Raw genomic sequence first — 24,968 nt, forward strand, 5'->3', positions numbered from 1 at the left:
GACCTCGGGCTCAAGGTTGCCACGGCTGCCTCAAGAGGTTAACGGGTGCGGCGAAAACCGCACCATCTGGACAGCAGGAACTGGACTATGGGCAAGGTAACAGGCTTTCTCGAAATCGACCGGCAGGTGCACAAGTACCAGCCGGCCTCCGACCGCATCCGGCATTTCCGCGAATTCACGCTGCCGATGTCGGACAAGGAAGTCGAGAAACAGGCCGCGCGCTGCATGGATTGCGGCATTCCGTTCTGCCATGGGCCAACGGGCTGTCCGATCCACAACCAGATCCCCGACTGGAACGACCTCGTCTACAACAGAGACTGGGACAACGCGATCCGCAACCTGCACTCGACCAACAATTTCCCGGAGTTCACCGGCCGCATCTGCCCCGCGCCTTGCGAGGAAGCCTGCACGCTGAACCTCGAAGACATTCCGGTCGCCATCAAGACGGTGGAGCAGGCGATCGCGGACAAGGCTTACGAGACCGGCCACATCAGGCCCTATCCGCCGGAGAAGAAGACCGGCAAGCGGGTCGCCATCATCGGCTCCGGCCCAGCCGGCATGGCGGCCGCCCAGCAGCTTGGCCGCGCCGGTCACGACGTGCATGTCTATGAGCGCGAGAGCCGCCCCGGCGGGCTGATGCGCTACGGCATCCCCGACTTCAAGATCGAGAAGCATTATATCGACCGGCGCATCGAACAGATGCAGGGCGAGGGCGTCACCTTCCATTGCGGCGTCAATGTCGGCATCGACAAGCCTGTGGCTGAACTCCTCGCCGAACATGACGCCGTGCTCTATTGCGGCGGTTCGGAAACGCCGCGCGCTGCCGGCATTCCCGGTGACGATCTCGGCGGCGTGCATGACGCGATGCCCTATCTGGTGCAGCAGAACCGCCGGGTCGGAGGCGAACCGATCCAGTCCGTGGCATGGCCGTCGCATCCAATCATCGCCGGTGGCCAGCATGTCGTCGTCGTCGGCGGCGGCGACACCGCGTCGGACTGCGTCGGCACCGCCTTTCGCCAGGGCGCGGTGCGCGTGACCCAGCTCGACATCCGTCCGCAGCCGCCCGAGAAGGAAGACAAGCTCTCCGTCTGGCCCTACTGGGCGACCAAGATGCGCACTTCGTCCTCGCAGGCCGAGGGCGCCGAACGCGAATTCCAGGTGGCGACGCTCGAATTCATCGGCGAGGAAGGCCAGCTTACAGGCGTGAAGTGCTGCGAGGTCGACGACAAGCGCAAGCCGATCGCCGGCACTGAATTTGTCATCCGCGCCGATCTCGCCTTCATCGCCATCGGCTTTGCTGGCCCGGCGATGGCGGGCGTTGCGGCGGAACTCGAGGGGGAGATGAAGATCACCACCGACAGCCGCCGTTCCAGGAATGTCGAGGCCAATGACCGCGATTACAGGACGAGCGTCGAACGGCTCTACGCGGCGGGCGACGTACGCCGTGGCCAGTCGCTGGTCGTCTGGGCGATCCGCGAAGGCCGCCAGGCGGCACGCTCGATCGACGAGGCGCTGATGGGGACGACCGTCCTGCCGCGTTAAGGGCTGATCGCCGTGGTGGTGTCGGACGCTGCCGCTGTCGCCGGACTTGCCTTCGGCGGCCGGGAAAAGTCGTCGGCGCGGCCTGGGGAAGCCTCCGGCGCCTTGCCCTCGATCACCAGCCTTTCGCCAGGGAGAGCCGGATTGGCCTTCGGCGGTGGGGCAGCGCCGAGCAATTCTGTGCCGCCGTCGAGCGCGGGATCGCTGAGCAGCATAGGTTGGGTGCGATCGATGACGATAGGCGCGGCCGCTGGAGCGGGGGTCTCGACCGGTGCGCCCGCCGGCGCCGTCGTCGGTGCCACGCTTCCCGGCGCGGCCAGTCCAAGGATCTTAAGCAGCGGCTTTTCGGTGTAGAAGGCGAGCTTGCGCTTGCCGGCTTTGGACACGTTGATGCCGTCATCGGCGCGCAGTCGCACCGGCTGACCGTTCATGTCGGGGCCAGAGGTGACGAAGGCGCCGTTCTCGTCGACGAAGCCGTCCCAGACATCGACGAATTCGCCGCCGTGGCTTTCGGCGGCCTTGTGGTAGATGTCGTTGAAGGCCAGCATGTCGGAGGTCATCTTCGGCACCCGGAAGGCTGGCATGCCGACCCACAGGAAAGGCACCTTGGCGGTGGCGATTGCCTTGCCGAGCTCATCGGTGCGGCGCTCGTATTCCTTCGTCCAGTTTTCGGAGCGGGGCTGTTCGCGTACGTCGCCGACCTTCATCTGCTGGCGGTCGTTCGACCCAAGCATGACGACCACCGCGGCGGGCTTTTCGGTGTCGATCAGCGATTTGATCTGTTCGGGCCAGTTGTAGAAATCATCGCGCACGAAGCCTGACGAGCCATTGCTGCGGACAACGATCCTGACGCCGGTATTCTCGGCGAAGGCTTCGTCCAGACCCTCGGCGAGGCCGGCCGCCATGAAGTCGCCGACCACCAGGACGGTGCGGGCGTCCGGCGCTTTTTCGACCACGGGCGTTGCCGGCTCCTCTGGTGGGCGAGGCGCACGCGGTTTCTTCTTCGGCTTAGGTCTCGCCTTCTGGATGTCCTGTGGCGGCTCGACCCGCTCGCTGCGGCGCGGAAACAGAAGGTCGCGCAATGACCAGCCCCGGCTTTGCTGCGGCTGTTCCTGCGCCATGGCTGGGGCATGGACGGCTCCGGCCACGGCAATGGCGAGCACGGCGAAGGCCAGGATCAGCACCGGCATGCGACGGACGAACGTCCCGATGCGCGTAGGCCAAACCAATCGCTCCCTCCCTACTCAACTTCGTCAGGCTCTATTTCTGCCTGAGCCATTTCAGCACTTCCAAGCTCGGATAGCCATCCTGGGTCAAGCCAACCTTGGCCTGATAAGCCATGATGGCCGTCTTCGAGCCGTCGCCGATCTTGCCGTCGAATTTGCCGTCGTAAAGGCCGTGCTGGGAAAGTCGCTTCTGCAACTCCTGCCGTTCCTCGAAGCTGAGCTTGGTAAAAGGCCGGTTCCAATCCTGGACCAGGCCGCTGCCACCCGCGATCTCATCGGCAAGCAGACCGACGGCGAGCGCGTATTTGTCGGCATTGTTGTAGGCCTTGATGACCGAAAAATTCCTGACCATCAGGAAGGCCGGCCCGCCACGGCCGTCCGGCACTTTCAGCGTTGCCTTGTCGGTGAGGTTCTTGAACGGCTTGCCGCTGGCGCGGCCCACGCCGAGCGCCTGCCATTGCGCCAGGGTCTTCGACCCGGCGGGAAGTTTGCCGGCCGGCAACGCGACCTCGTAGCCCCAGGTCTTGCCGGCCTGCCAGCCATTCTTCTTGAGCAAATTGGCTGATGTCGCCAGCGCATCGGGAATGGAATTCCAGATGTCGCGCTTGCCATTGCCGTCCATGTCGACGGCATAGTGCTGGTAGCTGGTCGGGATGAACTGGGTCTGGCCCATGGCGCCCGCCCAGGAGCCCATCAGGTGGCTTTCGTCGATATCGCCGGTCTGCAGGATCTTCAGCGCCGCTACCAGCTGGGTGCGGGCGTATTTCGACCGTTTCGCGTCGCCATAACCCAAAGTCGCCAGCGAACGGATGACGTTGCGCATGATGTCGTCGCGCTTGAGAATTTCGCCATAGTTCGATTCCATCGACCAGATGGCCAGGAGAACGTAGCGGTCGACGCCGAATCTCGCCTCGATCCTGTCCAGCCAAGGCTTCCATTTCTTCGCCATCTGCTGCCCGACGGCGACGGACTGGTCATGGACGCGGTTGTCGAAATAATCCCAGGCGGGCGCGGTGAATTCGGGCTGGGTGCGGGCCTTTTCCAGCACCACCGGATCGGGCTCGTTGATGCCCCGGAAAGCTTGGTCGTAAACGGCGCCGGAAACGCCACCCGCCACGGCGGTGGCGCGGAAGCCGGCGACCCATTGCCGGAAACCGGCGTCGGCGAAGGCCGGTCCGGTGGGGACAAGCAAAGCGAGCGAGAGGCTGGCCGCCGTCATGACGCTGGCGAAACGTTTTGCGGCATTGCGAACGGACATCTTTTCCTCCTTCTCTGTCCCAGGAAAGACCATTCTTCGCCGAACCGGGTTAGGAATTAGTTTACCATAGGCGTCGGCTGGAACGAAAAGACACCTCGATGCTTTAACCGGCGGGAGTTTCCCTCAGCCGTCCCACTAATCTTCAATTCCGGCGCGAAAATGTCGGGGGACGGGGATTGCGGAGCTGGCCAGCAAACGGATAATTGAAAGTATGAAGAGAGTTCGCAAGGCAGTTTTCCCGGTCGCCGGTCTCGGCACGCGGTTTCTCCCGGCCACCAAGGCTGTTCCCAAGGAGATGCTGACCGTCGTCGACAGGCCAGTCATCCAGTATGTCGTCGATGAGGCGCGCGAGGCGGGCATCGAGCATTTCATCTTCGTCACAGGCCGCAACAAGGCGGTCATCGAGGACCATTTCGATATCCAGTTCGAACTCTATGATACGCTGGCACAACGCGGCAAGGACGAGCAGCTTGCCCGCCTGCAGCGGCTGCAGCCGGCACCGGGGCAGACCAGCTTCACCCGCCAGCAGGTGCCGATGGGTCTTGGCCATGCCGTCTGGTGTGCGCGCGAACTGGTCGGCGACGAGCCGTTCGCCCTGTTGTTGCCCGACATGATCATGCAGTCGGAAAAGAGCTGCACGAAGGCGATGGTCGAGCTCTACGAGGAGACCGGCAACAACATCATCGCGGTGCAGGAATGCGACCCGGCGGAGGCTCATAAATACGGCATCGTCGGGCGCGGCGAAGACACGCATCACGGCTTCCGCATCACCGAGATGGTCGAGAAGCCGAAGTCGGGCACCGCGCCGTCCAACCTCTACATCAACGGCCGCTACATCCTGCAGCCCGAGATCTTTAGGATTCTGGAAGGCCAGGAAAAGGGCGCCGGGAACGAGATCCAGCTGACCGACGCGATGCTGAAGCTGGAGAAGCAGCAGGCCTTCTACGGCTACCATTATAAGGGCCGCACCTTCGATTGCGGCTCGCCGGAAGGTTTCGTCGAGGCCAATGTCGCTTTCGCGCTGTGGCGCAACGACATGAACCAGAGCATGGCCGGCGTCATCCGCACGCTGCTCGACGAGATGAAGCCATCAGAACGGCGCGGGGCAGCCTTCTAGGGTATGCCTGATATTCAGGTGATGCCGACCTGCGAATGGCCGCTCCTACGCTTCCCAGTTCTACTGCGTCGCAGTAGAATTGTGCTCACGTACATAAAGTACGCTCCGCTGCGGTTCTCGGTATCAGCCGTTCTCGACTCGGCCCGACCCTGACTCTCGCCATACCTTGGCGCACACGCCTTCAGCGCTGCACCTTCACGCCGACGAAGATGCTGTTGGCGGTGTAGTCGCGGCCGGGCAGGTTACTGGTCAGCTTTTCGGTCCTTACCCTGCTGGTGAGGCCCGCATAGCGGTTCAGCCACCAGGTCAGCCCGGCCTCGGCGCTCAAGATCCTGTCATGGCCGTCAATGCCGACATAATCGCGCCAATCCAGGCCCAAGGCCGCATTCGCGGTAAGATTGGATCGGATCACGCGCTCGCCCGTCAGGCGTCCGGAGTAGAGGATATCGCCGCTTTCGCCCGATGTGGTCGTGGTCTCGACGGTGGTCTTGCCGGTCAAGCCGATGATGGTGTCGCGCTGCGGCGACCATTTGAGGTCGGCATTGACGGTGGCCCCCGAAATCGCTTCCAGGCTGTTGTCGTCGATCGCCTCTCTGAGCCAACCGGCCGAGAATTCGCCCGACAGCTTCTCGCCCATGTCGAGTTGCAAGCCGGCGCGGGCGCCAAGACGCGTCGAGGAGCGCTCGAAGCCTTCATTGTCGATGCGCTGGTCGTAGGCCCGGCGGCCGACCTCGATCTCGGTGAAGGGCGTGAGCGCGGGGGAGATCTCGTAGCCGGTGCGCAAGGTTGCAGTGTAGAGCGTATTGTCCTGATCTTTCTGCGACAGCGAGGTGCCGTCCGAGAGCTTGGCGTCACCATAGAAGTCGTGCGAGACCGCCCCGGTCAACGTATACTGCATCTTGCCGACGGCCTTTTCGACGCCGATGCTGCCGTCGATGGTCTGCCGCAGCGGCTGGGTGCTGACGCCGGCGATGGCATCGGGCGAGGACGCGGATTCCGGCACGGCTTCGTAGCCGAGCTTGGCGATGGCGCGCAAGTCATTGTCGAGGTCGACATTGAGCTGGCCTTCGATGCGGCCCTGCGCGTCGTGAACCGGGTAGCCCGACACGGTTTCACGGAAAATTCCGTAGCCGTCGATGGTCGCGGCGTTTTCACGCCAGTCGGAAGCGGCGGTAAAGCGAAGCGCCGTCTCGGACAGCAGCGCCGATGTGCCGGCACTGCTCGAATCGCCGTTCGTCGTCGCCGTCAGCCCCTGTTCGATGGTCGGCCGGATGATGAAGGAGCCCCATTTGACGCCGGTTGCGGCGAACGGATCGTCCTCGGGTTTCTTGTTCTGACCCTCGATTGCAGCGGTGCGCTCGGCGCCGGGGTCGAGTTTCTGCCTGTCCGCACTGTCGATGGTGAGTGCACGGCGATTGGCCGCTTCCTGATCCGCCGCGATATCGGCGGTGTCGTCCGTCGCGGCCGTCGTGGCGGTGGTGGTTGGATCCGTAGCCGCCGTGGTGTTCTTTTTCTTCTTCTTTTTGTCGGCGACCTTGTCCTTTGCCTTATCGGCCGCATTCTGCCTGGCGGTCGAAGCGCGGCGTGGCTTGGGCGGCGTGGGCGCGTCGGCGGAGGCATCGTCGCCGGCCTGGGGCGGGTCGAAGACGCTGGTGGTCGAGTTCGCGGCGTCCGCGTCGTCAGGCACGGCGCCGGCGCTGGCCGGCAGATAGGTTCGCGCCGGCGCATTGTCCTGCGCGGCCGCGTTGGCCGCCGCTTGCTGTGCAAGAACCAGGTTTCTCGCCTTGCGCTGCTGGTCGGACAGGATCGCCGATTCCGACACTTCTCCGCGCAATTCCGTTTCCTGGGCATGGAGTGGCGTGGAACGCAGCAAGGCAAGGATGCTGGTCGCCAGCAGCAAGGCGCAGATCGCCTTGCCCTGTCGTCCTCTCAATTTTTCTGGCTGGACCCCGGACATCGCCACCACTGCCTGCGCGGCGCACGCGCGCCATACTTACCGAACCGTAAATGGGGATGGTTAACGGAGGGTTGAGGCCGCGCGCAGGACTGGCTCCAAACGCGGATTTCCGCGGGCCAATGCGGGTCCGCATCGTGCCTTCTATTTTGATCCTTGTCGTCGTCCCCAACGACCGCACACATCCGGCCGTCATGCAGAGGCCATTTCTGTTGGACAGGCGGGCGGCAAAGCGCTAATCGCATCACCCATGCATGCGAGATCTCTCGATAAGAAGCCTCTGGACAGGCAAGCGTCGATCGAATCGGCGCTGAGAACGGTGACAACCGAACAGGCGGGAATCGCGGCCCTTGCCGAGGCGCTTGAGAACGGACTGGCGGCACCCTTTGCCCAGGCCGTCGAGACGATCTCGAAGATCGAGGGCCGGCTCATCGTCACCGGTGTCGGCAAAAGCGGCCATATCGGTTCGAAGATCGCGGCGACGCTGGCCTCGACCGGCACGCCGGCCTTCTTCGTCCATCCCGTCGAGGCCAATCATGGCGATCTCGGCATGATCGCCAGGGACGACGCCATCATCGCGATCTCGTGGTCGGGCGAGAGCAAGGAGATGATGGGCATCGTCGCCTATTCCAGGCGCTTCTCCATTCCACTCATCGCCATCACCTCCGGAGAAACCTCGGCGCTGGCGCGCGCGGCCGACGTCGTGCTGCTTTTGCCGCGCACCCCGGAAGCCTGCCCGCATGGCCTGGCTCCGACGACGTCGACGCTGCTGCAACTGGTCATCGGCGATGCACTTGCGATCGCGCTGCTCGAGGCGCGCGGCTTCACGCCGGACCATTTCCGCACCTTCCATCCCGGCGGCCAGCTCGGCGCCAACCTGACCATGGTCTCCGAGATCATGCGGGTCGGCGAGCAGATGCCGCTGGCTTCGCTCGGCACCAAGATGCCGGAAGCGGTGATGACACTGTCGCAGAAGAAGGTCGGCTGCGTGCTGATCGTCGACGCCAATGGCGAGCTGGCCGGGATCATCACCGACGGCGATGTCGCGCGCAACCTGCACCGCAACCTGGCCGACGTCATCGTCGACGAGGTGATGACCCGCACACCCAAGACGGTCGACCCGCAGACGCTTGCAGGCACTGCGATCGCGCTGCTCAACGAGCACAATGTCGGTGCGCTGGTGGTGACCAGGAACAACATGCCGCTGGGCGTGGTGCATTTCCACGACCTGCTGCGCATCGGCGCCGCCTAAGATATTGATCTTCAGGTGAGGCCGGCCTGCGAGCGAAGGCTTCCTGCGCTTCCGGCGTAGGCCGGAGCGCACGGACTTAATGTCCGCCCTGCTCGTCGCAAGAGCGACCCGAAACCAATCGTTCACGACTTGGCCTGACCTGAATCTCAATACTTTAGCGCGTTGGCACTCGCTGGAATTCAGACCCGCTCCACCGTCAGTTCCAGATCCGTGTCCGCGGCGCTTGTCACACGAACCTGAGTGCCGGCGGGCAGATCGGGGCCGGAGACACGCCACAGCGTGTCGCCGAGCTTGATGCGGCCACGACCGTCGCGGATCGGTTCGGCGAGCGTCGCCATCCTGCCGACCATCTGGGCGCCACGGCGATTGAGCAGCGGCTGATCGGTTGGCTGGTCGTGTCCGCCCATGAGTTTCTTGCCGACGAAGGCTGAAACCAGCGACAGCACGAGGAATAGCAGCACCTGGACCTGCCATGTCCAGATGGCGACATCCCAGATCAGCAGCGACACCGCGCCGACGATCAGAGCGGCGATGCCGATCCAAAGCATGAAGAAACCCGGTGCGATGACCTCTACCACCAGCAGCACGAAGCCCAGAACCATCCAGTTCCACGGTCCGAGTTCAGAAACGATGCGGTCGATCATGAGAGTGGCCTATCTCAGTTGTCGGAGGGCCTGACGACGGGCGGACGTGCCGCCTGCCTTTGCGCGCCGGTCGTGCCTTCGCTGCGAAAGACTTCCTTGGCGATTTCGCCGATACCCCCGAGCGAGCCGATCAGCGACGATGCCTCGAAAGGCATCAGCACGATCTTGCTGTTGGTGGCGGTGCCGATCTTGCCCAGCGCCTCGGTGTATTTTTGGGCGACGAAGTAGTTCAGTGCCTGGACGTCGCCCTTGGAGATCGCTTCCGACACCACCTGGGTGGCGCGGGCTTCCGCTTCGGCGGAGCGTTCGCGCGCCTCGGCGTCGCGGAAGGCGGCTTCCTTGCGGCCCTCCGCTTCGAGGATCTGCGACTGCTTGAGGCCCTCGGCGGCCAGGATCTGCGCGCGCTTGTTGCGCTCGGCGGTCATCTGGCGGCCCATCGATTCGATCAGGTTGGCGGGCGGGTTGATATCCTTGATCTCGACGCGGGTGATCTTGATGCCCCAAGGATGCGCGGCCTCGTCGACGACGCGCAGCAGGCGCTCGTTGATGGCGTCGCGGTTCGACAACAGCTCATCGAGGTCCATCGAACCCATGACGGTACGGATGTTGGTCATCGTCAGGTTGAGGATGGCGTTCTGCAGGCCGGCAACCTGATAGGCGGCCTGTGCCGCATTGAGGATCTGGTAGAAAGCGATGCCGTCGACACCAACGATGGCATTGTCGCGGGTGATGATCTCCTGGCTCGGAACGTCGAGCACCTGTTCCATCATGTTCATCTTGGCGCCGATGCGATCGACGAACGGAAAGATGAGGTTCAGGCCGGGGCTCAGTGTCTTGGTGTAACGACCAAAGCGTTCGACGGTATAGTTGTATCCCTGTGGGATTGTCTTGATGCCCTTGAACAGCACCAGTACGACAAGCGCCACCAGAACAACGACCGCAATATCGAAACCACTGAAATCCATTTGGCCCTCCCTCATGGGCAGGCCGTGCGAGCCATTCCCGCGCAACCGGCTTCACCAAAGACTTAAGTGTGTTTCAGGAGCGTTACAATCAGGTGATGAGCGATTGTTTGTGGGTATACACTCAGCGGTTGAAGGCAAACAGGCTTGCATCCGTGTCTTCAAGCCCGCCGATGGAAGCAGAGATGATCTCGGCGGCGATGCGCGAGAAGGTGATGCCGTTGCCGCCATAACCCATCACGGCATGGATGCGCGGGTGCCTGGGAATGGCGTCGATGTAGGGGAGGCCAGTGGTCGTGGTGCCGAAGGAGCCGGTCCAGGCAAAGTCGGGCCGGGTGTCGAGGTGCGGAAACATCAGGTCGAGTTTTGCGGCAATGCGGGCGCTTTTGTCGGCTATCAGCTTATCGCGCCGCGTCTCGTCAAGGAATTCCTCGTCCTCGCCGCCGCAGATGACCCGGCCATCGGCGGTTGCCCTGACATAGAGGTAGGGATCCGACGCCTCCCAGATGAACGCCGCGCCCGGCCAGAGCTTCCGTGGTTGCGGACATGTCGCAATCGCCCATGTCGAGATGACCCGGTGAGCGGCCGCCGGCACGATGTCGATCAGCTCGTAACCGGTGGCCAGGACAACATGCCGTGCCGTGATGGTGGGGCCGTCCGTGGTTGCCACCACCACCTCATCGGCGCTGTCCTCGATCGCCGTCGCTTCGACGGGAGCGTATAAACGTGCCTTGCGCTCCAGCGCCTTGAGCAGCAGCCCTGCCGTCAGCTTGCGAGGGTCGAGCGCGATGTTGCCATGGCTCAGGATGGCGCCACCCCGATCGATGCCGAATGCTCCGGCCAATGGCGCCGATGTAAGATAGGTCGCGCCGATGCCGGCCATCTGCCGCGCCTCGGCTTCGTCCCGGAGTTCCGATGGGCCGAGCACGGTGCCAGCCAGATAAAGCGATTGGGTGCGGCTTATGCCGCAGTTGATGCCGAGTTCGGCGATGCGGGCGGCAAGGTTGGAAACGGCTAGCCGGGAGCGTCGCCAGGCCTGCCGTGCCTGGCCCTTGCCGATCATCATCGAGAGCGTTGAAAGCGGCTGGTCGATCTCGAATTGCACAAGCGCGGTTGTTGCCGCCGTCGATCCTTTCAGCGGCCCACGCCGGTCGATGCAGATCACGGCGTGAGCGCCGGCTGTCAGCGCCTCGGCCATCATGGCGCCGCTGATGCCCATGCCGACGATAAGCACATCGGTCTTGACGTCCCGGGTCAGACTGCCAGTCGGTACCGCGGGCGCCCGATAGGCGGACCAGACGGGCCGGCCAGTGCTGAGGTCAAGTTTGCGGAGCATTGAGTTCTCCGGAGGCGCTGCTCAACGCTCCGGAGCTGGTGTTGTTCCGGCATCAAGCCCAGCCTGACAGCTCGCGCCGTACCATCGCTTCGATCACCGCCATGCCTTCAGGGCTGTCATTCAGGCATGGTATGTGGGCGAAGTTCTTGCCGCCGGCATGGTGGAAGGTCTCGGCCGCTTCGCGGCCAATCTCATCCAGCGTCTCGATGCAGTCGACTGAAAACCCCGGATTGACGATGGCGATCGACTTGACGCCGTCCTTGGCCAGTTTCTCCACAGTCTTGTCGGTGTAGGGCTGCAGCCATTCTTGCGCCCCGAAGCGTGATTGGAAGGTGGTGATCAATTTTCTCTCGTCCCAGCCGAGCCTGTCGCGCAGCAGCCGCGTCGTCTTCAGGCAATGACAATGATAGGGGTCGCCCTTCTCAAAATAGGGTTTTGGAATGCCGTGATAGGAGGCGATGACCACCTCGGGCTGGAAGTCCAGGGTCGCCAGGTGCCGTTCGATCGAACTGGCCAGCGCCTCGATGTAGACTGGCTCATCATAATAGGGCGGCACGCTGCGGACGGCAGGTGCCGCCCGCATCTTCATCAAGGCGCGAAACAGCTGGTCGTTTGCGGTGGCGGTCGTCGTCGCCGAATATTGCGGATAGAGTGGAAAGCTCAGGATGCGATCGCAGCCTTGTGCGACCAGCCTTTCGGCGACGCTCGACGTCGAAGGGTTGCCGTAGCGCATCGCCCAGTCGACGACCACGTTGGGCAGATCGCGTAGCGCCTCGGCCAATTTTTCACCTTGTGCGCGGGTATAGGTACGCAAAGGGGACTCGTTCTTCTCCCGGTTCCAGATCCTGGCGTAGTTGGCGCCCGACTTCTTCGGTCGCGTGGTCAGCACCAGTCCATAGAGGATGGGATACCAGATCGCCTTGTTGAGTTCGATAACGCGTGGATCAGACAGGAACTCCCTGAGATAACGCCACATCGGCCTGAACTCGGTGCCGTCGGGTGTTCCAAGGTTGACCAGCATGACCCCTATCTTGCCGGTCTTGACGGGCGGATGCCCGACCGGTCGTGGGCCAGGGGCTTTCGCGGCTTTGGGATCGACAATAGTGGAAAGCGGCATATGGGTCTCCGAGACGTGAACCTAACCATCCTGCAGGAGCTTTCAATGCCGCGTCTGGCCGCACCTTGCAGCATGTCGCGGCGGATAGGATTCGCCCGACCTGCCGTAAGCTTCTGATTATCGAGGACACCTCCGGGCGACATGTATCAGGCCATGGAGATATAAACCCGCCCGGTTCCCCGGGCGGGCGATGTGGCGGAGCTGGACGAAATTACTTCGCCGGGATGGTCAGTGTCGCGCCCGGCATAAGCCGATGCGGCCTTTGGCCCTTGTTCGCCTCATAGATGAGCTTCCACTTGGTCGCATCGCCATAGGCCTTCTTCGCCAGTTCCCAGTAGGTATCGCCGGTCACGACGACATGATTGCCGGTGGCTGGTGTGGCTTCAGCGGGCTTTGCCGGCTCGGCGGGCGCGGGCGTCGCCGGCGCAGTGGCCGGCGCGGGAGTGGTCTCGGCAGGCTTCGCCGGTTCGGCAGGTGCCGGCGGGGCCGGTGATGCAGGCGCGTTTTCCGTCGATATGGCTGGCGGCGTGTTGGCGATATCGCCTGAGTTGGCAGGCAATTCCGGCATTGCCGGTGCAGCCGGTTTGGCAGCCTCGGCCGGTGCCGGCGCTGCCGGTGCGGTCTCCGCCGGCTTTGCTGGTTCGGCGGCGGGAGCTGCCGCTGTCGTCGCGGCGATCTCGGTGATGCGGCCGTCGAGCTTCGGCGTATAGGGCCGGTGCGCGCCGAGATAGTCGGCCACGACCTGTTCGAGGCCAGGGCCGTAGTCATAAGCGTTCTTGGCCTTTTCGGCGAAGACCTTGTAGCCGTCGCCGCCCTGGCGGACATAGTTGTTGGTGGCGACCAAATAGTCCTTGGTCGGATTTATCGGCGTCCAGGCGCCATTTTCCATCACCTCCACCGACTTGACGCGGCCGGCATTGGGTGCGACCGATCTGTCGAAGGAATATTTGAGGCCCGCCACCTGCGGGAAGCGGCCGGCGCCGTCCTCGATCTGGCTGAGCCCGCCTTCGAGGCCGGCGACCAGGTCCTTGCCGGAAATCTGGAAGGTCGCCAGCGTGTTTTGAAACGGCAGCACGGTCAGCACCTCGCCCATGGTGACGGTGCCCTTGTCGATGGAGGCGCGCAGGCCGCCACCGTTGGAAATGACGATCTCGACGCCCTGTCCCTTGACCCGATCGAGGATGGCGTCGGAGACGAGATTGCCCATCGCGCATTCCTTGGCGCGGCAGCTTTCGCGGCTGCCGTCGATGACGTCGGTGGTCTCGGCCACTTCCTTGTTCTTCAAGGCCTCGATCGGCGCGCCAAGCTCCTTGATGCGGACGAGCACGGCCGGGTCCGGTGTGATCGACTTGTCGAGATAGATCGGGTCGCCGCTTGCCGATTTGACGACGCCATTGTCGTCGAAAACCACCTTGAACTCGCCGAGATATTTCGAATAGGACGCCGCCTGCACCACCGGCACCTTGTAGCCGCCGGGGTTGTCGACCATGGTCGGGTAGGGACCAGCCGCCTTCGGATCGGTATTGGACAGAAGCGTGTGGCTGTGGCCGCCGACCACGATGTCGATGCCAGGGATCTTGGCAATGACGTCGCGCTCCCTGTTGTAGCCGATATGGGTCACGGCGATGATCTTGTTGACGCCTTCTCCCTTGAGTTTCTCGACCTCGGCCGTGATCGACTTGACATCGTCCTCGATTTTGATGTTGGGGCCGGGGGAGGCGAGTTCGGGCGTGTCGTTGGTGACGGCGCCGATGATGCCGATCTTCTGGCCGCCGACCTCGACGACAACAGACGGCTTGACGCGGTCGCCGAGCTTGGACTGCGCGTTGGCCTTGACGTTGGCGCCGAGCACAGGGAACTTGATCATGTCGAGGAACGGCGCCAGCGCCGCCTCGCCGTCGTCGAATTCATGGTTGCCGAGTGCCATGGCGTCGAACTTCATGTCATTGAGGAACTCGCCTTCGACCTTGCCCTTGTAAGTCGTGTAGAACAGCGAACCCTGGAAATTGTCGCCGGCACTGAGCAGCAACACGTTCTGGCCTTCCAGCTTCTTGCGTTCCTGGGCAATGGCGGTGATCAGCCGGCCGGCGCCGCCGATGCATTCGCCCTTGGTCTCCTCCTCGGCCGAGCAGGTCGATTCGTATTTGTTGTTGCCTTCGATGCGGCTGTGCCAGTCATTGATGTGCAGGATGTTCAGTGTGTAGTCGGCAAAGGTTGCGCCGGCCGACAGGCCAAGCGTCGACGCGGAAAGGGCGGCAATGGCGGCAAGCTTCTTCATCTTCGTCTCCCGGTAGGCTGATCAGAGGCGTCTGGCGCCCTTGCTTGACTGGGTATTACAGCCAGCGTTTCGATCATGTTCCCATCGCGTCCGGGCCGACGCAAGGGGAAATGCGGCGGTATCTCCAGGCGCGAAACCCGGGGTATTTGCCGGCACAAAAAAAGAACGGCGGCCGAGGGGCCGCCGTCTTATGTGACTGGAATGTTCGCCGAGTTCAGGTGCGCCGCGTCAGCACGAAATTCTGGCCGGCGGAGCTGGTGCAGTTGAGCTGGCTGGTCGACACCATCAGGCAATTGAAGCTTACCGGGGTTTGGCGGATCAGCGAGGTGCCGTTGATCTGCACCGACGTGGCGCCGGTCATCGTGTAGCTGCCATCGGCAAGCTTCTGTCCCGTGTCGGTGGCGACGGTCGTGAAGGTGCCGCCGGTGAAGGTCGACAGGCCGGTGCCCTTGGCATCGATCCAGGAACCTTCGACCCCTTTCGGGGCGGCGGCCATGGGCGGCGTATCTGGGCCGCTGGTGGCACAGGCAGCAAGCATCGAGGCAAGGGCGCCCGCCAGGCCTGTCGAAAGAACTTTGCGCGCAATCGTCATATGAAATCCTCTCCAAACGCGTCGTCCCAGAAATCGGGCCGATTTCTGGGAATTGACGCGAACGTCCAAAGTGCCGGGGTATGCTTTAAGCGTTCAACGGACGCACATCGCCACCCCAGGCCGCCTCCCTTCAATCGCCCGATTTCCGGGCGATTGCAAGGCAATGGAGCATGGTCCGGGTGGTGCTATCGGACGAGGATGTTGCGGAATTGCCACGGGTCGCTGCGGTCGAGGTCCTCCGGGAAGAGACCCGGGCGTCTGTCGAGCGGCGTCCAGTCGGTATAATAGCCCTTGACCGGTCCGAGATAGGGCGACTGCACGTCCAGGCAGCGTTTGTAATCCATCTCGTCGGCCTCGACGATGCCGGCGGCGGGATTCTCCAGTGCCCAGACCATGCCGGCCAGGACAGCCGAGGTGACCTGCATGCCAGTGGCGTTCTGGTAGGGGGCCAGCTTGCGCGCTTCGGCGAGTGACAGCTGCGAACCGTACCAGTAGGCATTCTTGTCATGGCCGTAGAGCAGGACGCCGAGCTCGTCGACACCGTCGACCAGTTCGTTCTCGTCGAGCACGTGGTGCACCGGCTGCGGCTTGCCGGCGGCACCGAACATCTCGTCCAGCGACAGCATCGCATCGTTGCAGGGATGGTAGGCGTAGTGGCAGGTCGGGCGGTATTGAACCTTGCCCTTCTTGGAGCGCACTGTGAAGAAATCGGCGATCGAGATCGCCTCGTTGTGGGTTACCAGCAGGCCATATTGCGGTCCCGGCGTCGGGCACCAGGAGCGTACGCGGGTGTTGGCGCCGGGCTGCTCCAGGTAGATCGCGGCCTTTGAACCATGCTTGTGCTTCTTGCCGTTCTTGGGCATCCAGGTCTCATGCGTGCCCCAGCCGAGCTCGGCTGGCTGCAAACCCTCGGAGATGAAGCCCTCGACCGACCAGGTGTTCCAGAACACATCCATCGGCTTGGGCTTCTTGGTCCGCTGGGTGTCGCGCTCGGCGATGTGGATGCCCTTGACGCCGGCCTTCTTCATCAGCTTGGCCCAGCCCTCGCGGTCGTCCTGCGATGGCTCGGAGAATTCCATGCCAAGATCGGTGGCGAGGTTGACCAGCGCCTGCTTGACGAACCACGACACCATGCCGGGATTGGCACCGCAGGTGGATATCGCAGTGGCGCCGCCCGGCTTGTCGTGCTTTTCCTTGATCAGCGCCTCGCGCAACGCATAGTTGGTGCGGCTGGCGTTGTCGGCCTTGGCGTCGAAATAGAAGCCAAGCCAAGGCTCGACGACGGTGTCGATATAGAGCACGCCGAGCTTGCGGCAGAGCCGCATCAGGTCCACCGAGCCGGTATCGACCGACAGGTTGACGCAGAAGCCCTGGCCACCGCCATTGGTCAGAAGCGGCGTCAAAAGCTTCTTGTAGTTCTTCTCGGTCACCGCTTCCTGGACGAAGGCGATGCCGCGCTCGTCGAGCAGCTTGCGATCGGTATCGCGCGGGTCGAGGACTGTCATGCGCGACTTGTCGAACTTGAAATGGCGCTCGATGAGCGGCAACGTTCCGCGTCCGATCGAGCCGAAGCCGATCATCACCACGGGGCCGGTGATCTCACCGTAAACGGGCCAGTTTTCGTTCGCCATTTTATCGAGCACTCCTTCAACTACGTCCAAAAGCGGGCAACTGCGTTCAAAAGCTGGGCAACTGCGTGCAAAAGCCCGGCATTTTCGCCCAACGGCCATGCGCTACATCACAGATCATTGTCACAAACCAGCGAAAAGCGCCAACCAGCGACTACGCGTCCTTGGCCATTTGGTTAAGGACAGCGATCAGCCGATCGCGATCCGATGTCAGGCCCTTGTAGTCGAGCTGGGCGACATCGAGTGCTTCGAGCTGCGCGGCAAAGGACGCTGCCAGCGTCGCCCGGTCCGGGTGCCGCGCCAGCACGGCGAGCGAGTCGAGATGGATGCGGATGGTGAACAGGATGTCGCGTGAGGCGGGCAGTTTGCGCAGCGTCTGGCGCTCGACCCGGATGAAGGCGTGCGTCTTCACGTCACCGTCGGGGAAACGCGTCGGCCGGCTGGTGGCGCGGTCGATGCGCTCGATATTGGACAGCGGATGGTAGAGTGCATCGCCTGATTGGATTGACCAATTGTAACGTTCGACGGCCTGGCCCTGCAGGCCATCGAACATCCGGTTGATCAGATCGGCCGGCCTTGTGCCTGGGCCGAAGCCCGGCACCGGCTCGTGGATCTGCTGCAGCGGCTTGCCGAATTTTTCGACAAGCGACCAGGACGAGGGAAAGCACAGCGAACCCGCGGCGAGCCGCCAGCCGTCTTCGCCCCGCCGCATGAGGATCAGGTCCTCCTGGACCAGCAGCGAGGCCGCGACGAGGGGGGCGCCGGCGAGGCTGGAGGGGATCGTGGGACGGCTCGTCGCACCCACGACCGCAACGCCCGCATCGCTGCGCCGGTGGGTGTCGGGAAATCTTTCCGGCAGGTAAGCGCCGAGCAGTTCGAGCACTTCCTGCTGGGCGTCAAGCGTACCGTCCTGCTCGACGAAGACGCGTTCAGGGATTTCGGCATAGAGCCGGCGCTTTTTAGCGAGGTAGGGCAGCAAATGGCCGTCTACCTCGATCCAGTTCGCGGGGTCGAGCGGCTTCAGCCCGATGGTGAAGAGTTTCGACGAGCCGTCATACGGCGTGTGGGCGGGTAGGGACGTCATGCCTCAGATCAGTTGACTTCAGATTAGTTTGGCCGGGATCAGCCCGCGCAGCGAATTGCCGACGAACAGCGCCTTGGCGGATTTCAGGTCATTCAAGCTGTAGATCGCTTCACCGGCGCGGCCTTCATCCAGAAGCGCGCCGCGCAGTACGCCAGGCAGCAGGCCGCAATCGAGCCGAGGCGTTGCCAGCACGCCGTCGCCGAAATCGGCGAAGACATTGGTGATCGTGCCTTCGCAGATCTCGCCGCGCTCATTGGCCAGCAGCACCTCATCGGCCTGGGTGACGAGGTATTCGGAGCGGGCCTGGGTATAGAGCTGCCGCCGGCTGGTCTTGTGGCGCAGCAGCATGTTGCTCGAATCGAGCCTCGTCCGCGCCAGCCGCAGTGCCCACACCTTGTCGGCGGCAAGCGGTTCATAGGGCTGCGCCGAGGCGTTGGCCTGGCCATTGCGCGACAGGGCGAGCCGCGTGCGCATGGCGACGGGCGATCGATCGACCGCGTCGCTCAGGGCCTCGCCAACCCTTTGCGGATCATAGCTGAAGCCCAGTTCCGCCGCCGAGCCGTAAAGGCGGGCAAGATGGCGATCGAGGCGCAGGAAGCCCGAGGCGGGCTCCCAGCGCATGGTCTCGATCAGCTCGAAACCGGCGGTGTCCCCGTCGCGAAACGGGCTTTGAGCAGACACTCCTGATACTCCTCTTCCGCGACCGAATCGAAGACGATGCCGCCGCCGACATTGTAGACGGCCTCGCCGCTGGCAAAGAGCGAGATGGTGCGGATCGCCACGGAAAAGCGCATCGTGCCGCCGGGCGCGATCCAGCCAATGGCGCCGCAATAGACATCGCGCGGCGTGGCCTCCAGATCGTGCAGGATCTCCATGGCGCGGATCTTCGGCGCGCCGGTGATCGAGCCGCAGGGAAACAGCGCCGCGAATACCTGTCGTATCGAGAGGCCGGGCAGCAGCTTGGCCCTGACGTCGCTCACCATCTGGTGCACGGTCGGGTAGGTCTCGATGCGGAACAGTTCCGGCACCTCCAGCGTGCCGACCTCGCTGATCAGCGATATGTCGTTGCGCAGGAGGTCGACGATCATCCGGTTCTCGGCCTGGTTCTTCTCGTCATTGCGCAGGAAATTCTTCTGCCGCTCGTCCTCGTCCCCGGTTGCGCCGCGCGGTGCGGTACCCTTCATCGGATGCGTCTCGATCATCCCCGCCGCATCGATCTCGAAGAACAGTTCGGGCGAGCGCGACAGGACGATCGGGTCGCCCAGCGCGATCAGGGCGCCATATTTCACGGGCTGGCGTTCGGTCAGCGCGTCGAAGGCGGCGAGCGGATCGCCGGACCATTGCGCGTGCACCGGAAAGGTCAGGTTGCCCTGGTAGCAATCGCCTTGCCTGATGTGCCGATGCAACCGCGAGAACCGCTTCTCGTAGTCCTCGAACGACCACGTTGCCCTTGCGTCGAAGATCGGGCCGTTGGTCGGCGTGCCTGGCGGCGGCACCGCTTCTTGATCAGGAGCATCGAAGACCCCGAGGCAGACCAGCGGGGCCCGGCGCCGGCCCGGCAGCAAGGGAACGAGTTTCGGTTCGAGCAGGTAACCGGCCTCGTAGGAGAAATAGCCGGCCAGCCATTTGCCGGCATCGTGCGCGGCCTGCGCCGCTTGCAACGCCGCCGGGAAGTCTTTGGGCTCATGCGCAACGATGACATCGGCCGGCCGCTTGAAAACGAGCTGGCGTGCGCTTTCGTCGTTGCGGAAAATTGCTGCGGGCAGGGACATGGGAACCGGGATCGATGGAGCTGACGATCGCTCTATATAGGGGGCCGGGCGCGCGCAATCGAGGGAACGGCCCCCTGTCCCTCAAAGCCGACCTTTGCCGGATCGAACCTTGCCGACAAAAGAAAGCGGCGGCGCCCTTGGCGCCGCCGGTCGCATGGCCTCTGTATCCGTCGTTCAGGTATTGCTGGCGGTTCCGGCCGTCGGAAACTGCTTGGCGAATTCGGCCTCGTTGCCAGCGGCGAGCAGCTTGGCCTGCTCGATCCAGCGTTCGCGCGCGATGCGGCCGTCGAAGTTCATCACCTCCTCGATCCGCTTGATGTCGGCTGGTGTCCAGCCGGCGATCTGGGCGTATGTGGTGACGCCTTGCGCCTTGAGCAGCTTTTCGTTGACTGGGCCGATGCCGATCAACCGGCGCAGATTGTCGGGCTTGCCCGACGCCGGCTTGGCCGCTGCCGGTGCGGTCTTCTTTGCAGCGGGTGCTGCCTTGGGCACGGTCGAAGTCTTCGCCGGAGCCTTGGTCGCCGGAGCCTTGCTCTGCGAAGCCATGGCTGCCGGTGCCGAAGCAGTTGCGAGTTTGGCGGCCGCGGGCTTCGGTGCTGCCTTTGCCGGGGCCGCCTTCGCGGCGGCTGGCTTGGCTGCCGCCGCACCGGATTTTGCAACGGCTGGCGTCGACATCAGGGCTGCCGGTGGCTGACTTGACGCCTTTGCTCCGCCGGTGCCCGACGAGGCCTGGGCCTCGCGCAGCTGACGCTCGAGGTCGGAGCGGCTCTTGCCGCATGCACTGAGTTCGCCGGTCAGGCGGTCGCTGTCGGCGCGCAGCTTGTCGCGCTCGCTGCGGGTGCGATCGAGGTCGCCGCGAAGACTGTCGAGCTCACCGCGCAGGCGCCCCCAGATGAACCAGCCGACCAACACGCCTACCAACAACGCCAGGACCACGTAGAAAAAAGTGCCCATTGTCTCTCTCCAGTCAGATCCGTCTGCCGTGGGTCATGGCCTTCGGCGCAGGACTACTCGGTGATGGTTCCGCGGTTCGCGGAACAGCCGGCTTCGGTCAAGCTGTCGGCGATCGGCTTTGCCTGCCCATGGCCAACGGCCGTTGTCGCGTTCGCCTGATCGCCACGGCCGGCTGAGATTTCCCTCGCCGATCCGCATGCGCTCCGGCTGAGCTTAAACGGAAAGCTACCATAGAGCTTGCGGAAAGCTATGGGAAAACGTCGATGTAGAGTTCTTCAAGAACAAATATTTAGGGCAAGAAAAGTGCGGCCCGAACATGCATTCCGGCTAAACTGTTCTTGCCGGGCGAGAGGCGTCTCAATCGTCGAGCGTTTCCAGTTCGTCAATCAGACCGCCGATGACGCCGAGCCCGATCTGCCAGAAGGCCGGATCGGTGGCGTCGAGGCCGAAGGGCGCCAGAAGCTGCGAATGATGCTTGGTGCCGCCGGCACGCAGCATCTCGAAATATTTGTCCTGAAAGCCGCGTTCGGCATTCTGGTAGACGGCATAGAGCGAGTTCACCAGGCAGTCGCCGAACGCATAGGCATAGACGTAGAAGGGCGAGTGGATGAAGTGCGGAATGTAGGTCCAGAACACCTCGTAGCCCTCGCGCAACTTGATCGCCGGTCCGAGGCTTTCGGCCTGCACCTCCAGCCAGAACTCGCCCAGCCTGTCGGATGTCAATTCGCCGTTGCGACGCTCGGCATGCACCTTGCGCTCGAATTCATAGAAGGCGACCTGGCGCACCACGGTGTTGATCATGTCCTCGACCTTCTGGGCGAGCATGGCCTTGCGCTCGCGCCGGTCGGTGGTCCGCTCGAGCAGCGAGCGGAAGGTCAGCATCTCGCCGAAGACGGATGCCGTCTCGGCCAGCGTCAGCGGCGTCGAGGCCATCAGCGCGCCCTGGCCGGCGGCCAGCACCTGATGCACGCCGTGCCCAAGTTCATGCGCCAGCGTCATCACGTCGCGCGGCTTGCCCATGTAGTTGAGCAGCACATAGGGGTGAGCCGAGGGTACGGTCGGATGTGCGAAGGCACCCGGCGACTTGCCCGGACGCACCGGCGCGTCGATCCAGTTGCGGTCGAAGAAGGTGCGCGCGATCTCGGCCATCTCGGGCGAGAAGCGGTGATAGGCCGACAGGACCGTGTTCCTGGCCTCATCCCAGCCGATCACCGCCTGCGGCGTCTCCGGCAAGGGCGCGTTGCGGTCCCAGTGGTTCATCACCTCCATGCCGAGCCAGCGCGCCTTCATCGCATAATAGCGGTGCGACAGGCGCGGATAGGCCTCGCGCACGGCGGTGGCGAGCGCATCGACCACGCCGCGTTCGACGCGGTTGGCGAGGTGGCGTGAATCGGCAATGTCCTCGAAGCCGCGCCAGCGGTCCGAAATTTCCTTGTCCTTGGCAAGCGTGTTGGTGATCAGCGTGAAGGTGCGCAGGTTCTTGCGGAAGGTCGTGGCCAACGCCTCCGAGGCGCGGCGGCGGACCTCGCCGTCGGCATCCTGCAAGCGATTGAGGGCCGGCTCCAGGGTCAGTTCCTCGCCGTCGATATCGAAGCGAAGATCGGTCATCGTCTCGTCGAACAGGCGGTTCCAGGCGCCGCGCCCGGTTATCGATTTCTCGTGGAAAAGCTGCTCGACGCGGTCCTCGAGCTGATAGGGCTTGTCCATTCTGAGATCGAGCACCCACGGGCGGTAATGCCCGAAGGCGGGATCGGCGGCCAGCGCGCCCTCGATCGCCGCATCGTCGATCAGGTTCAGCTCGAGCGCGAAGAACAACAGATGCGCGCTGGCGTCGGTCATCTTCTCCTGGATGTCGCCATAGAGCTTGGCGCGCTGCGGATCGGCGGTATTGCCGGCATAGACGAGGCCGGCATAGGAGACGATGCGGCCGATCAGTTCCTCGAGCGCCTCGTACGCGGCCAGTGCCTCGCCCAGCCTGCCGGTAGTTCCGCGCCCGGCCTCGGCGGCGAGCGTGCCTTTCCAGCGGGCCTCGAATGCGACGGTGTCGGCCGCCGCCTTGGCAATGTCACGCTTCAGTTCCGGCGCGTCCATGCCGGCATAAAGGTCGGCGAGGTTCCATTCCGGCAGATCGCCAAGCCCGGCAGCGCCCTGACCGGACGCTGGCGCTGCAATCCGCCGATCAAACATCATGCGCATCGAGATACCTTCTTTGAATCAAATGGTCTGGGTTGAATCACGTGGCCGCAATCACGGAGCCGGACTCAACGGGAATGGAGAAGCCGGTCAAATCCTAAGGAATTCGTTCACCGGGTTTTTTGAAACCTTATTTAGAACCCTGTGCCAAGATGATCCATGGGGTTTTCGGGCGCGGGCGAAGCAAGACAGTCATGACAGGTTCCATACTCATAGTCGATGACGATCCCGTGCAGCGCCGGCTGCTCGAGGCCGCGGTGACGCGGTTCGGCCATACCGCCATCGTTGTGGATGGCGGTACCGCCGGCCTCGAAGTTCTCGACGGGCCTGGCGCCCGCGATGTCTCGGTCGTGATCCTCGACCTTGTCATGCCCGGTCTCGACGGCATCGGCGTGCTGAAGGCGATGCGCGAGCGCGACATCAGCGTGCCGGTCATCGTGCAGACCGCGCAGGGCGGCATCGAAACCGTGGTTTCGGCGATGCGCCACGGCGCTTTCGATTTCGTCGTCAAGCCGGCTTCGCCCGACAGGCTGCAGGCCTCGATCTCCAATGCGCTCAAGGTCGAGGCGGTAGAGGGCGAGGTCAAGCGCACGTCGCGCAAACGCGGCGGGCTGCTGACCTTCAGGGACATGATCACCCATAGTCCGGCCATGGACCGGGTGATACAACTCGGCCAGAAAGCGGCGGCCTCTCACATCCCGATCCTGATCGAGGGCGAGTCGGGCGTCGGCAAGGAACTGGTGGCGCGTGCCATCCAGGGCAGCGGCGACCGCCGCTCGAAACCCTTCGTCACCGTCAATTGCGGCGCCATTCCCGACAATCTGGTGGAATCCATCCTGTTCGGCCATGAGAAAGGCTCGTTCACCGGCGCCACCGACAAGCACACCGGCAAATTCGTCGAGGCGCATTCCGGCACGCTGTTCCTCGACGAGATCGGCGACCTGCCGCTCGACGTCCAGGTCAAGCTGCTGCGCGCCGTCCAGGAAGGCGAGGTCGATCCGGTCGGCGGCCGCTCGACCGTCAAGGTCGACATCCGGCTGATTTCGGCGACGCACCGCAACCTCCTGCAACAGGTCAAGGACGGCAAATTCCGCGAGGATCTGTTCTACCGGCTGAACGTCTACCCGATCTTCGTGCCGCCGCTGCGCGACCGCCGCGACGACATTCCCCATCTGGTCGCGCATTTCATGGAGAAGGTGGCGCCGGCCGACCCGCGCCATCGGCTAAAAGGCATTTCGGCGGCAGCACTTGCGGTGCTGCAGGCTTATGACTGGCCCGGCAACATCCGGCAGCTCGAAAACGCCGTCTTCCGCGCCTCGGTGCTGTGCGAAGGCGATGTGTTGACCGCCGATGACTTCCCGCAGATCCGCGCGCAGGTGGAAGGCACCCTCAATCTCGACGCGGACGACACGTTGGAGGCAAGCAGCGTTGCGCCGCCGCCGTCGCTGGAGCCGCGCGACGAGGACGTTGTGCCCGACGAGACCGCTCCGGCGGCTGTGCTGCCGGCCGGGGTCCAGGCCCGCTTCGGCACGCTGCGGGCGCTCGACGAGCGCGGCAATGTGCGTGCGCTGGCCGATGTCGAGCTCGAAATGATCAAGCTCGCCATCGATCACTACAATGGCCAGATGAGCGAGGTCGCCCGCCGGCTCGGCATCGGTCGCTCGACGCTTTACCGCAAGCTCAAGGAATATGGCATCGACCCGGAAACCGGCCGCGTCGACAGGCTTGCTTCCTGAGCCGCAAGGCAGGCACCAGTTTCCCTCGTCATTATATGGTTCGACAGAGCGCCGTCGCCGGATAATGGCGGCGCTCGATGGGGTATTGTTCACGCATTGAGGCCGACGGTAACAGATCGTGTTCGGCCCAAGCCGGAATCCTGATCTAAACCAGCGGTTTACCAAGAAACCTTGCGGACAATTTTTGACGGGATATCGCCATGGTCTTACCGCATTTTGGCTTCAATAAGCGATGATTAACCATTAGGATCGATATTCGGATGTGAAAACGACACGTCCGTTTGGGCAAATCCGGGGACAAACGGCAGCCTGCAAGGCCTTTTGAT

Annotated in this window: 19 protein-coding genes; 4 read left to right on the top strand and 15 right to left on the bottom strand. The window is 63.4% G+C overall.

The features are described from left to right. Positions 1-87 precede the first annotated feature (87 nt). Positions 88-1,542 carry a glutamate synthase subunit beta gene (locus tag LB571_RS17515; RefSeq protein ID WP_224596365.1) on the top strand — a complete coding sequence of 485 codons (1,455 nt, stop codon included), beginning with the start codon at positions 88-90 and terminating at the stop codon, positions 1,540-1,542. Here LB571_RS17515 and LB571_RS17520 read toward each other — a convergent pair. Continuing rightward, complete coding sequence (locus tag LB571_RS17520; RefSeq protein ID WP_083882972.1) at positions 1,539-2,729, bottom strand: DUF459 domain-containing protein; 1,191 nt, start codon at positions 2,727-2,729, stop codon at positions 1,539-1,541. The genes LB571_RS17515 and LB571_RS17520 overlap by 4 nt on opposite strands. Before the next feature lie 70 nt (positions 2,730-2,799). Next, complete coding sequence (locus tag LB571_RS17525; RefSeq protein WP_015315838.1) at positions 2,800-4,023, bottom strand: lytic murein transglycosylase; 1,224 nt, start codon at positions 4,021-4,023, stop codon at positions 2,800-2,802. Between the two features lie 211 nt (positions 4,024-4,234). Between LB571_RS17525 and galU the strand changes: the two genes are divergently transcribed. Beyond that, complete coding sequence (gene galU, locus LB571_RS17530; protein ID WP_015315839.1) at positions 4,235-5,140, top strand: UTP--glucose-1-phosphate uridylyltransferase GalU; 906 nt, start codon at positions 4,235-4,237, stop codon at positions 5,138-5,140. 181 nt (positions 5,141-5,321) lie between these two features. Here the strand turns inward: galU and LB571_RS17535 are convergent, their stop codons facing one another. Further along, the gene (locus tag LB571_RS17535; protein ID WP_181173960.1) at positions 5,322-7,097 is read right to left on the bottom strand and encodes an outer membrane beta-barrel protein; all 1,776 of its coding nucleotides are present in this window, start codon (positions 7,095-7,097) and stop codon (positions 5,322-5,324) included. A gap of 247 nt (positions 7,098-7,344) precedes the next feature. Here LB571_RS17535 and LB571_RS17540 point away from each other — a divergent pair, with 247 nt between their 5' ends. Further along, positions 7,345-8,346 carry an SIS domain-containing protein gene (locus tag LB571_RS17540; protein WP_140619376.1) on the top strand — a complete coding sequence of 334 codons (1,002 nt, stop codon included), beginning with the start codon at positions 7,345-7,347 and terminating at the stop codon, positions 8,344-8,346. A gap of 179 nt (positions 8,347-8,525) precedes the next feature. Here the strand turns inward: LB571_RS17540 and LB571_RS17545 are convergent, their stop codons facing one another. The 12 genes from LB571_RS17545 to LB571_RS17600 form a co-directional block, all read right to left on the bottom strand. After that, positions 8,526-8,990 carry an NfeD family protein gene (locus LB571_RS17545; RefSeq protein WP_015315842.1) on the bottom strand — a complete coding sequence of 155 codons (465 nt, stop codon included), beginning with the start codon at positions 8,988-8,990 and terminating at the stop codon, positions 8,526-8,528. Positions 8,991-9,004: 14 nt separating this feature from the next. Then, positions 9,005-9,955, bottom strand: a complete 951-nt coding sequence (locus LB571_RS17550) for an SPFH domain-containing protein (protein ID WP_015315843.1) — start codon at positions 9,953-9,955, stop codon at positions 9,005-9,007. 121 nt (positions 9,956-10,076) lie between these two features. Then, positions 10,077-11,288: an NAD(P)/FAD-dependent oxidoreductase gene (locus LB571_RS17555; RefSeq protein WP_224596368.1), complete on the bottom strand. Its 1,212-nt coding sequence runs from the start codon at positions 11,286-11,288 to the stop codon at positions 10,077-10,079. 52 nt (positions 11,289-11,340) lie between these two features. Beyond that, positions 11,341-12,405 (bottom strand): ferrochelatase, encoded by a 1,065-nt coding sequence (gene hemH / locus LB571_RS17560; protein ID WP_140661787.1) that lies wholly within the window; start codon positions 12,403-12,405, stop codon positions 11,341-11,343. A gap of 211 nt (positions 12,406-12,616) precedes the next feature. Beyond that, positions 12,617-14,683, bottom strand: a complete 2,067-nt coding sequence (locus LB571_RS17565; protein WP_224596370.1) for a 5'-nucleotidase C-terminal domain-containing protein — start codon at positions 14,681-14,683, stop codon at positions 12,617-12,619. Between the two features lie 214 nt (positions 14,684-14,897). Next, positions 14,898-15,275: a hypothetical protein gene (locus tag LB571_RS17570; RefSeq protein ID WP_023770500.1), complete on the bottom strand. Its 378-nt coding sequence runs from the start codon at positions 15,273-15,275 to the stop codon at positions 14,898-14,900. Positions 15,276-15,460: 185 nt separating this feature from the next. After that, entirely contained in the window at positions 15,461-16,906 is a 1,446-nt protein-coding gene (locus tag LB571_RS17575) for a homospermidine synthase (protein WP_140661790.1), read from the bottom strand. A 151-nt stretch (positions 16,907-17,057) separates the two neighbouring features. Beyond that, on the bottom strand, positions 17,058-17,987 hold the full coding sequence (locus LB571_RS17580) for a heme-dependent oxidative N-demethylase family protein (RefSeq protein ID WP_224596373.1): 930 nt from the start codon (positions 17,985-17,987) through the stop codon (positions 17,058-17,060). Positions 17,988-18,005: 18 nt separating this feature from the next. Next, positions 18,006-18,668, bottom strand: a complete 663-nt coding sequence (locus LB571_RS17585) for an aminotransferase class IV family protein (protein ID WP_224596376.1) — start codon at positions 18,666-18,668, stop codon at positions 18,006-18,008. After that, positions 18,617-19,771: an aminodeoxychorismate synthase component I gene (locus LB571_RS17590; protein WP_411961379.1), complete on the bottom strand. Its 1,155-nt coding sequence runs from the start codon at positions 19,769-19,771 to the stop codon at positions 18,617-18,619. The genes LB571_RS17585 and LB571_RS17590 overlap by 52 nt, the downstream gene beginning before the upstream one ends. Positions 19,772-19,933: 162 nt before the next feature. Then, positions 19,934-20,713 carry a proton-conducting membrane transporter gene (locus tag LB571_RS17595; protein ID WP_140789040.1) on the bottom strand — a complete coding sequence of 260 codons (780 nt, stop codon included), beginning with the start codon at positions 20,711-20,713 and terminating at the stop codon, positions 19,934-19,936. Between the two features lie 357 nt (positions 20,714-21,070). Next, complete coding sequence (locus tag LB571_RS17600; RefSeq protein WP_224596380.1) at positions 21,071-22,909, bottom strand: M3 family oligoendopeptidase; 1,839 nt, start codon at positions 22,907-22,909, stop codon at positions 21,071-21,073. A gap of 191 nt (positions 22,910-23,100) precedes the next feature. Here LB571_RS17600 and LB571_RS17605 point away from each other — a divergent pair, with 191 nt between their 5' ends. After that, positions 23,101-24,642 carry a sigma-54-dependent transcriptional regulator gene (locus tag LB571_RS17605; protein ID WP_224596382.1) on the top strand — a complete coding sequence of 514 codons (1,542 nt, stop codon included), beginning with the start codon at positions 23,101-23,103 and terminating at the stop codon, positions 24,640-24,642. The last annotated feature ends 326 nt before the right edge of the window (positions 24,643-24,968 follow it).

The organism is Mesorhizobium sp. BR1-1-4 (genome assembly GCF_020165375.1).
GTDB classification, from domain to species: domain Bacteria; phylum Pseudomonadota; class Alphaproteobacteria; order Rhizobiales; family Rhizobiaceae; genus Mesorhizobium; species Mesorhizobium australicum.

Coding starts and splice junctions, on each gene's coding strand:
- LB571_RS17515 (WP_224596365.1), top strand. CDS start 88: ATGGGCAAGGTAACAGGCTTTCTCGAAATCGACCGGCAGGTGCACAAG.
- LB571_RS17520 (WP_083882972.1), bottom strand. CDS start 2,729: ATGCCGGTGCTGATCCTGGCCTTCGCCGTGCTCGCCATTGCCGTGGCC.
- LB571_RS17525 (WP_015315838.1), bottom strand. CDS start 4,023: ATGTCCGTTCGCAATGCCGCAAAACGTTTCGCCAGCGTCATGACGGCG.
- galU (WP_015315839.1), top strand. CDS start 4,235: ATGAAGAGAGTTCGCAAGGCAGTTTTCCCGGTCGCCGGTCTCGGCACG.
- LB571_RS17535 (WP_181173960.1), bottom strand. CDS start 7,097: ATGTCCGGGGTCCAGCCAGAAAAATTGAGAGGACGACAGGGCAAGGCG.
- LB571_RS17540 (WP_140619376.1), top strand. CDS start 7,345: ATGCATGCGAGATCTCTCGATAAGAAGCCTCTGGACAGGCAAGCGTCG.
- LB571_RS17545 (WP_015315842.1), bottom strand. CDS start 8,990: ATGATCGACCGCATCGTTTCTGAACTCGGACCGTGGAACTGGATGGTT.
- LB571_RS17550 (WP_015315843.1), bottom strand. CDS start 9,955: ATGGATTTCAGTGGTTTCGATATTGCGGTCGTTGTTCTGGTGGCGCTT.
- LB571_RS17555 (WP_224596368.1), bottom strand. CDS start 11,288: ATGCTCCGCAAACTTGACCTCAGCACTGGCCGGCCCGTCTGGTCCGCC.
- hemH (WP_140661787.1), bottom strand. CDS start 12,405: ATGCCGCTTTCCACTATTGTCGATCCCAAAGCCGCGAAAGCCCCTGGC.
- LB571_RS17565 (WP_224596370.1), bottom strand. CDS start 14,683: ATGAAGAAGCTTGCCGCCATTGCCGCCCTTTCCGCGTCGACGCTTGGC.
- LB571_RS17570 (WP_023770500.1), bottom strand. CDS start 15,275: ATGACGATTGCGCGCAAAGTTCTTTCGACAGGCCTGGCGGGCGCCCTT.
- LB571_RS17575 (WP_140661790.1), bottom strand. CDS start 16,906: ATGGCGAACGAAAACTGGCCCGTTTACGGTGAGATCACCGGCCCCGTG.
- LB571_RS17580 (WP_224596373.1), bottom strand. CDS start 17,987: ATGACGTCCCTACCCGCCCACACGCCGTATGACGGCTCGTCGAAACTC.
- LB571_RS17595 (WP_140789040.1), bottom strand. CDS start 20,713: ATGGGCACTTTTTTCTACGTGGTCCTGGCGTTGTTGGTAGGCGTGTTG.
- LB571_RS17600 (WP_224596380.1), bottom strand. CDS start 22,909: ATGCGCATGATGTTTGATCGGCGGATTGCAGCGCCAGCGTCCGGTCAG.
- LB571_RS17605 (WP_224596382.1), top strand. CDS start 23,101: ATGACAGGTTCCATACTCATAGTCGATGACGATCCCGTGCAGCGCCGG.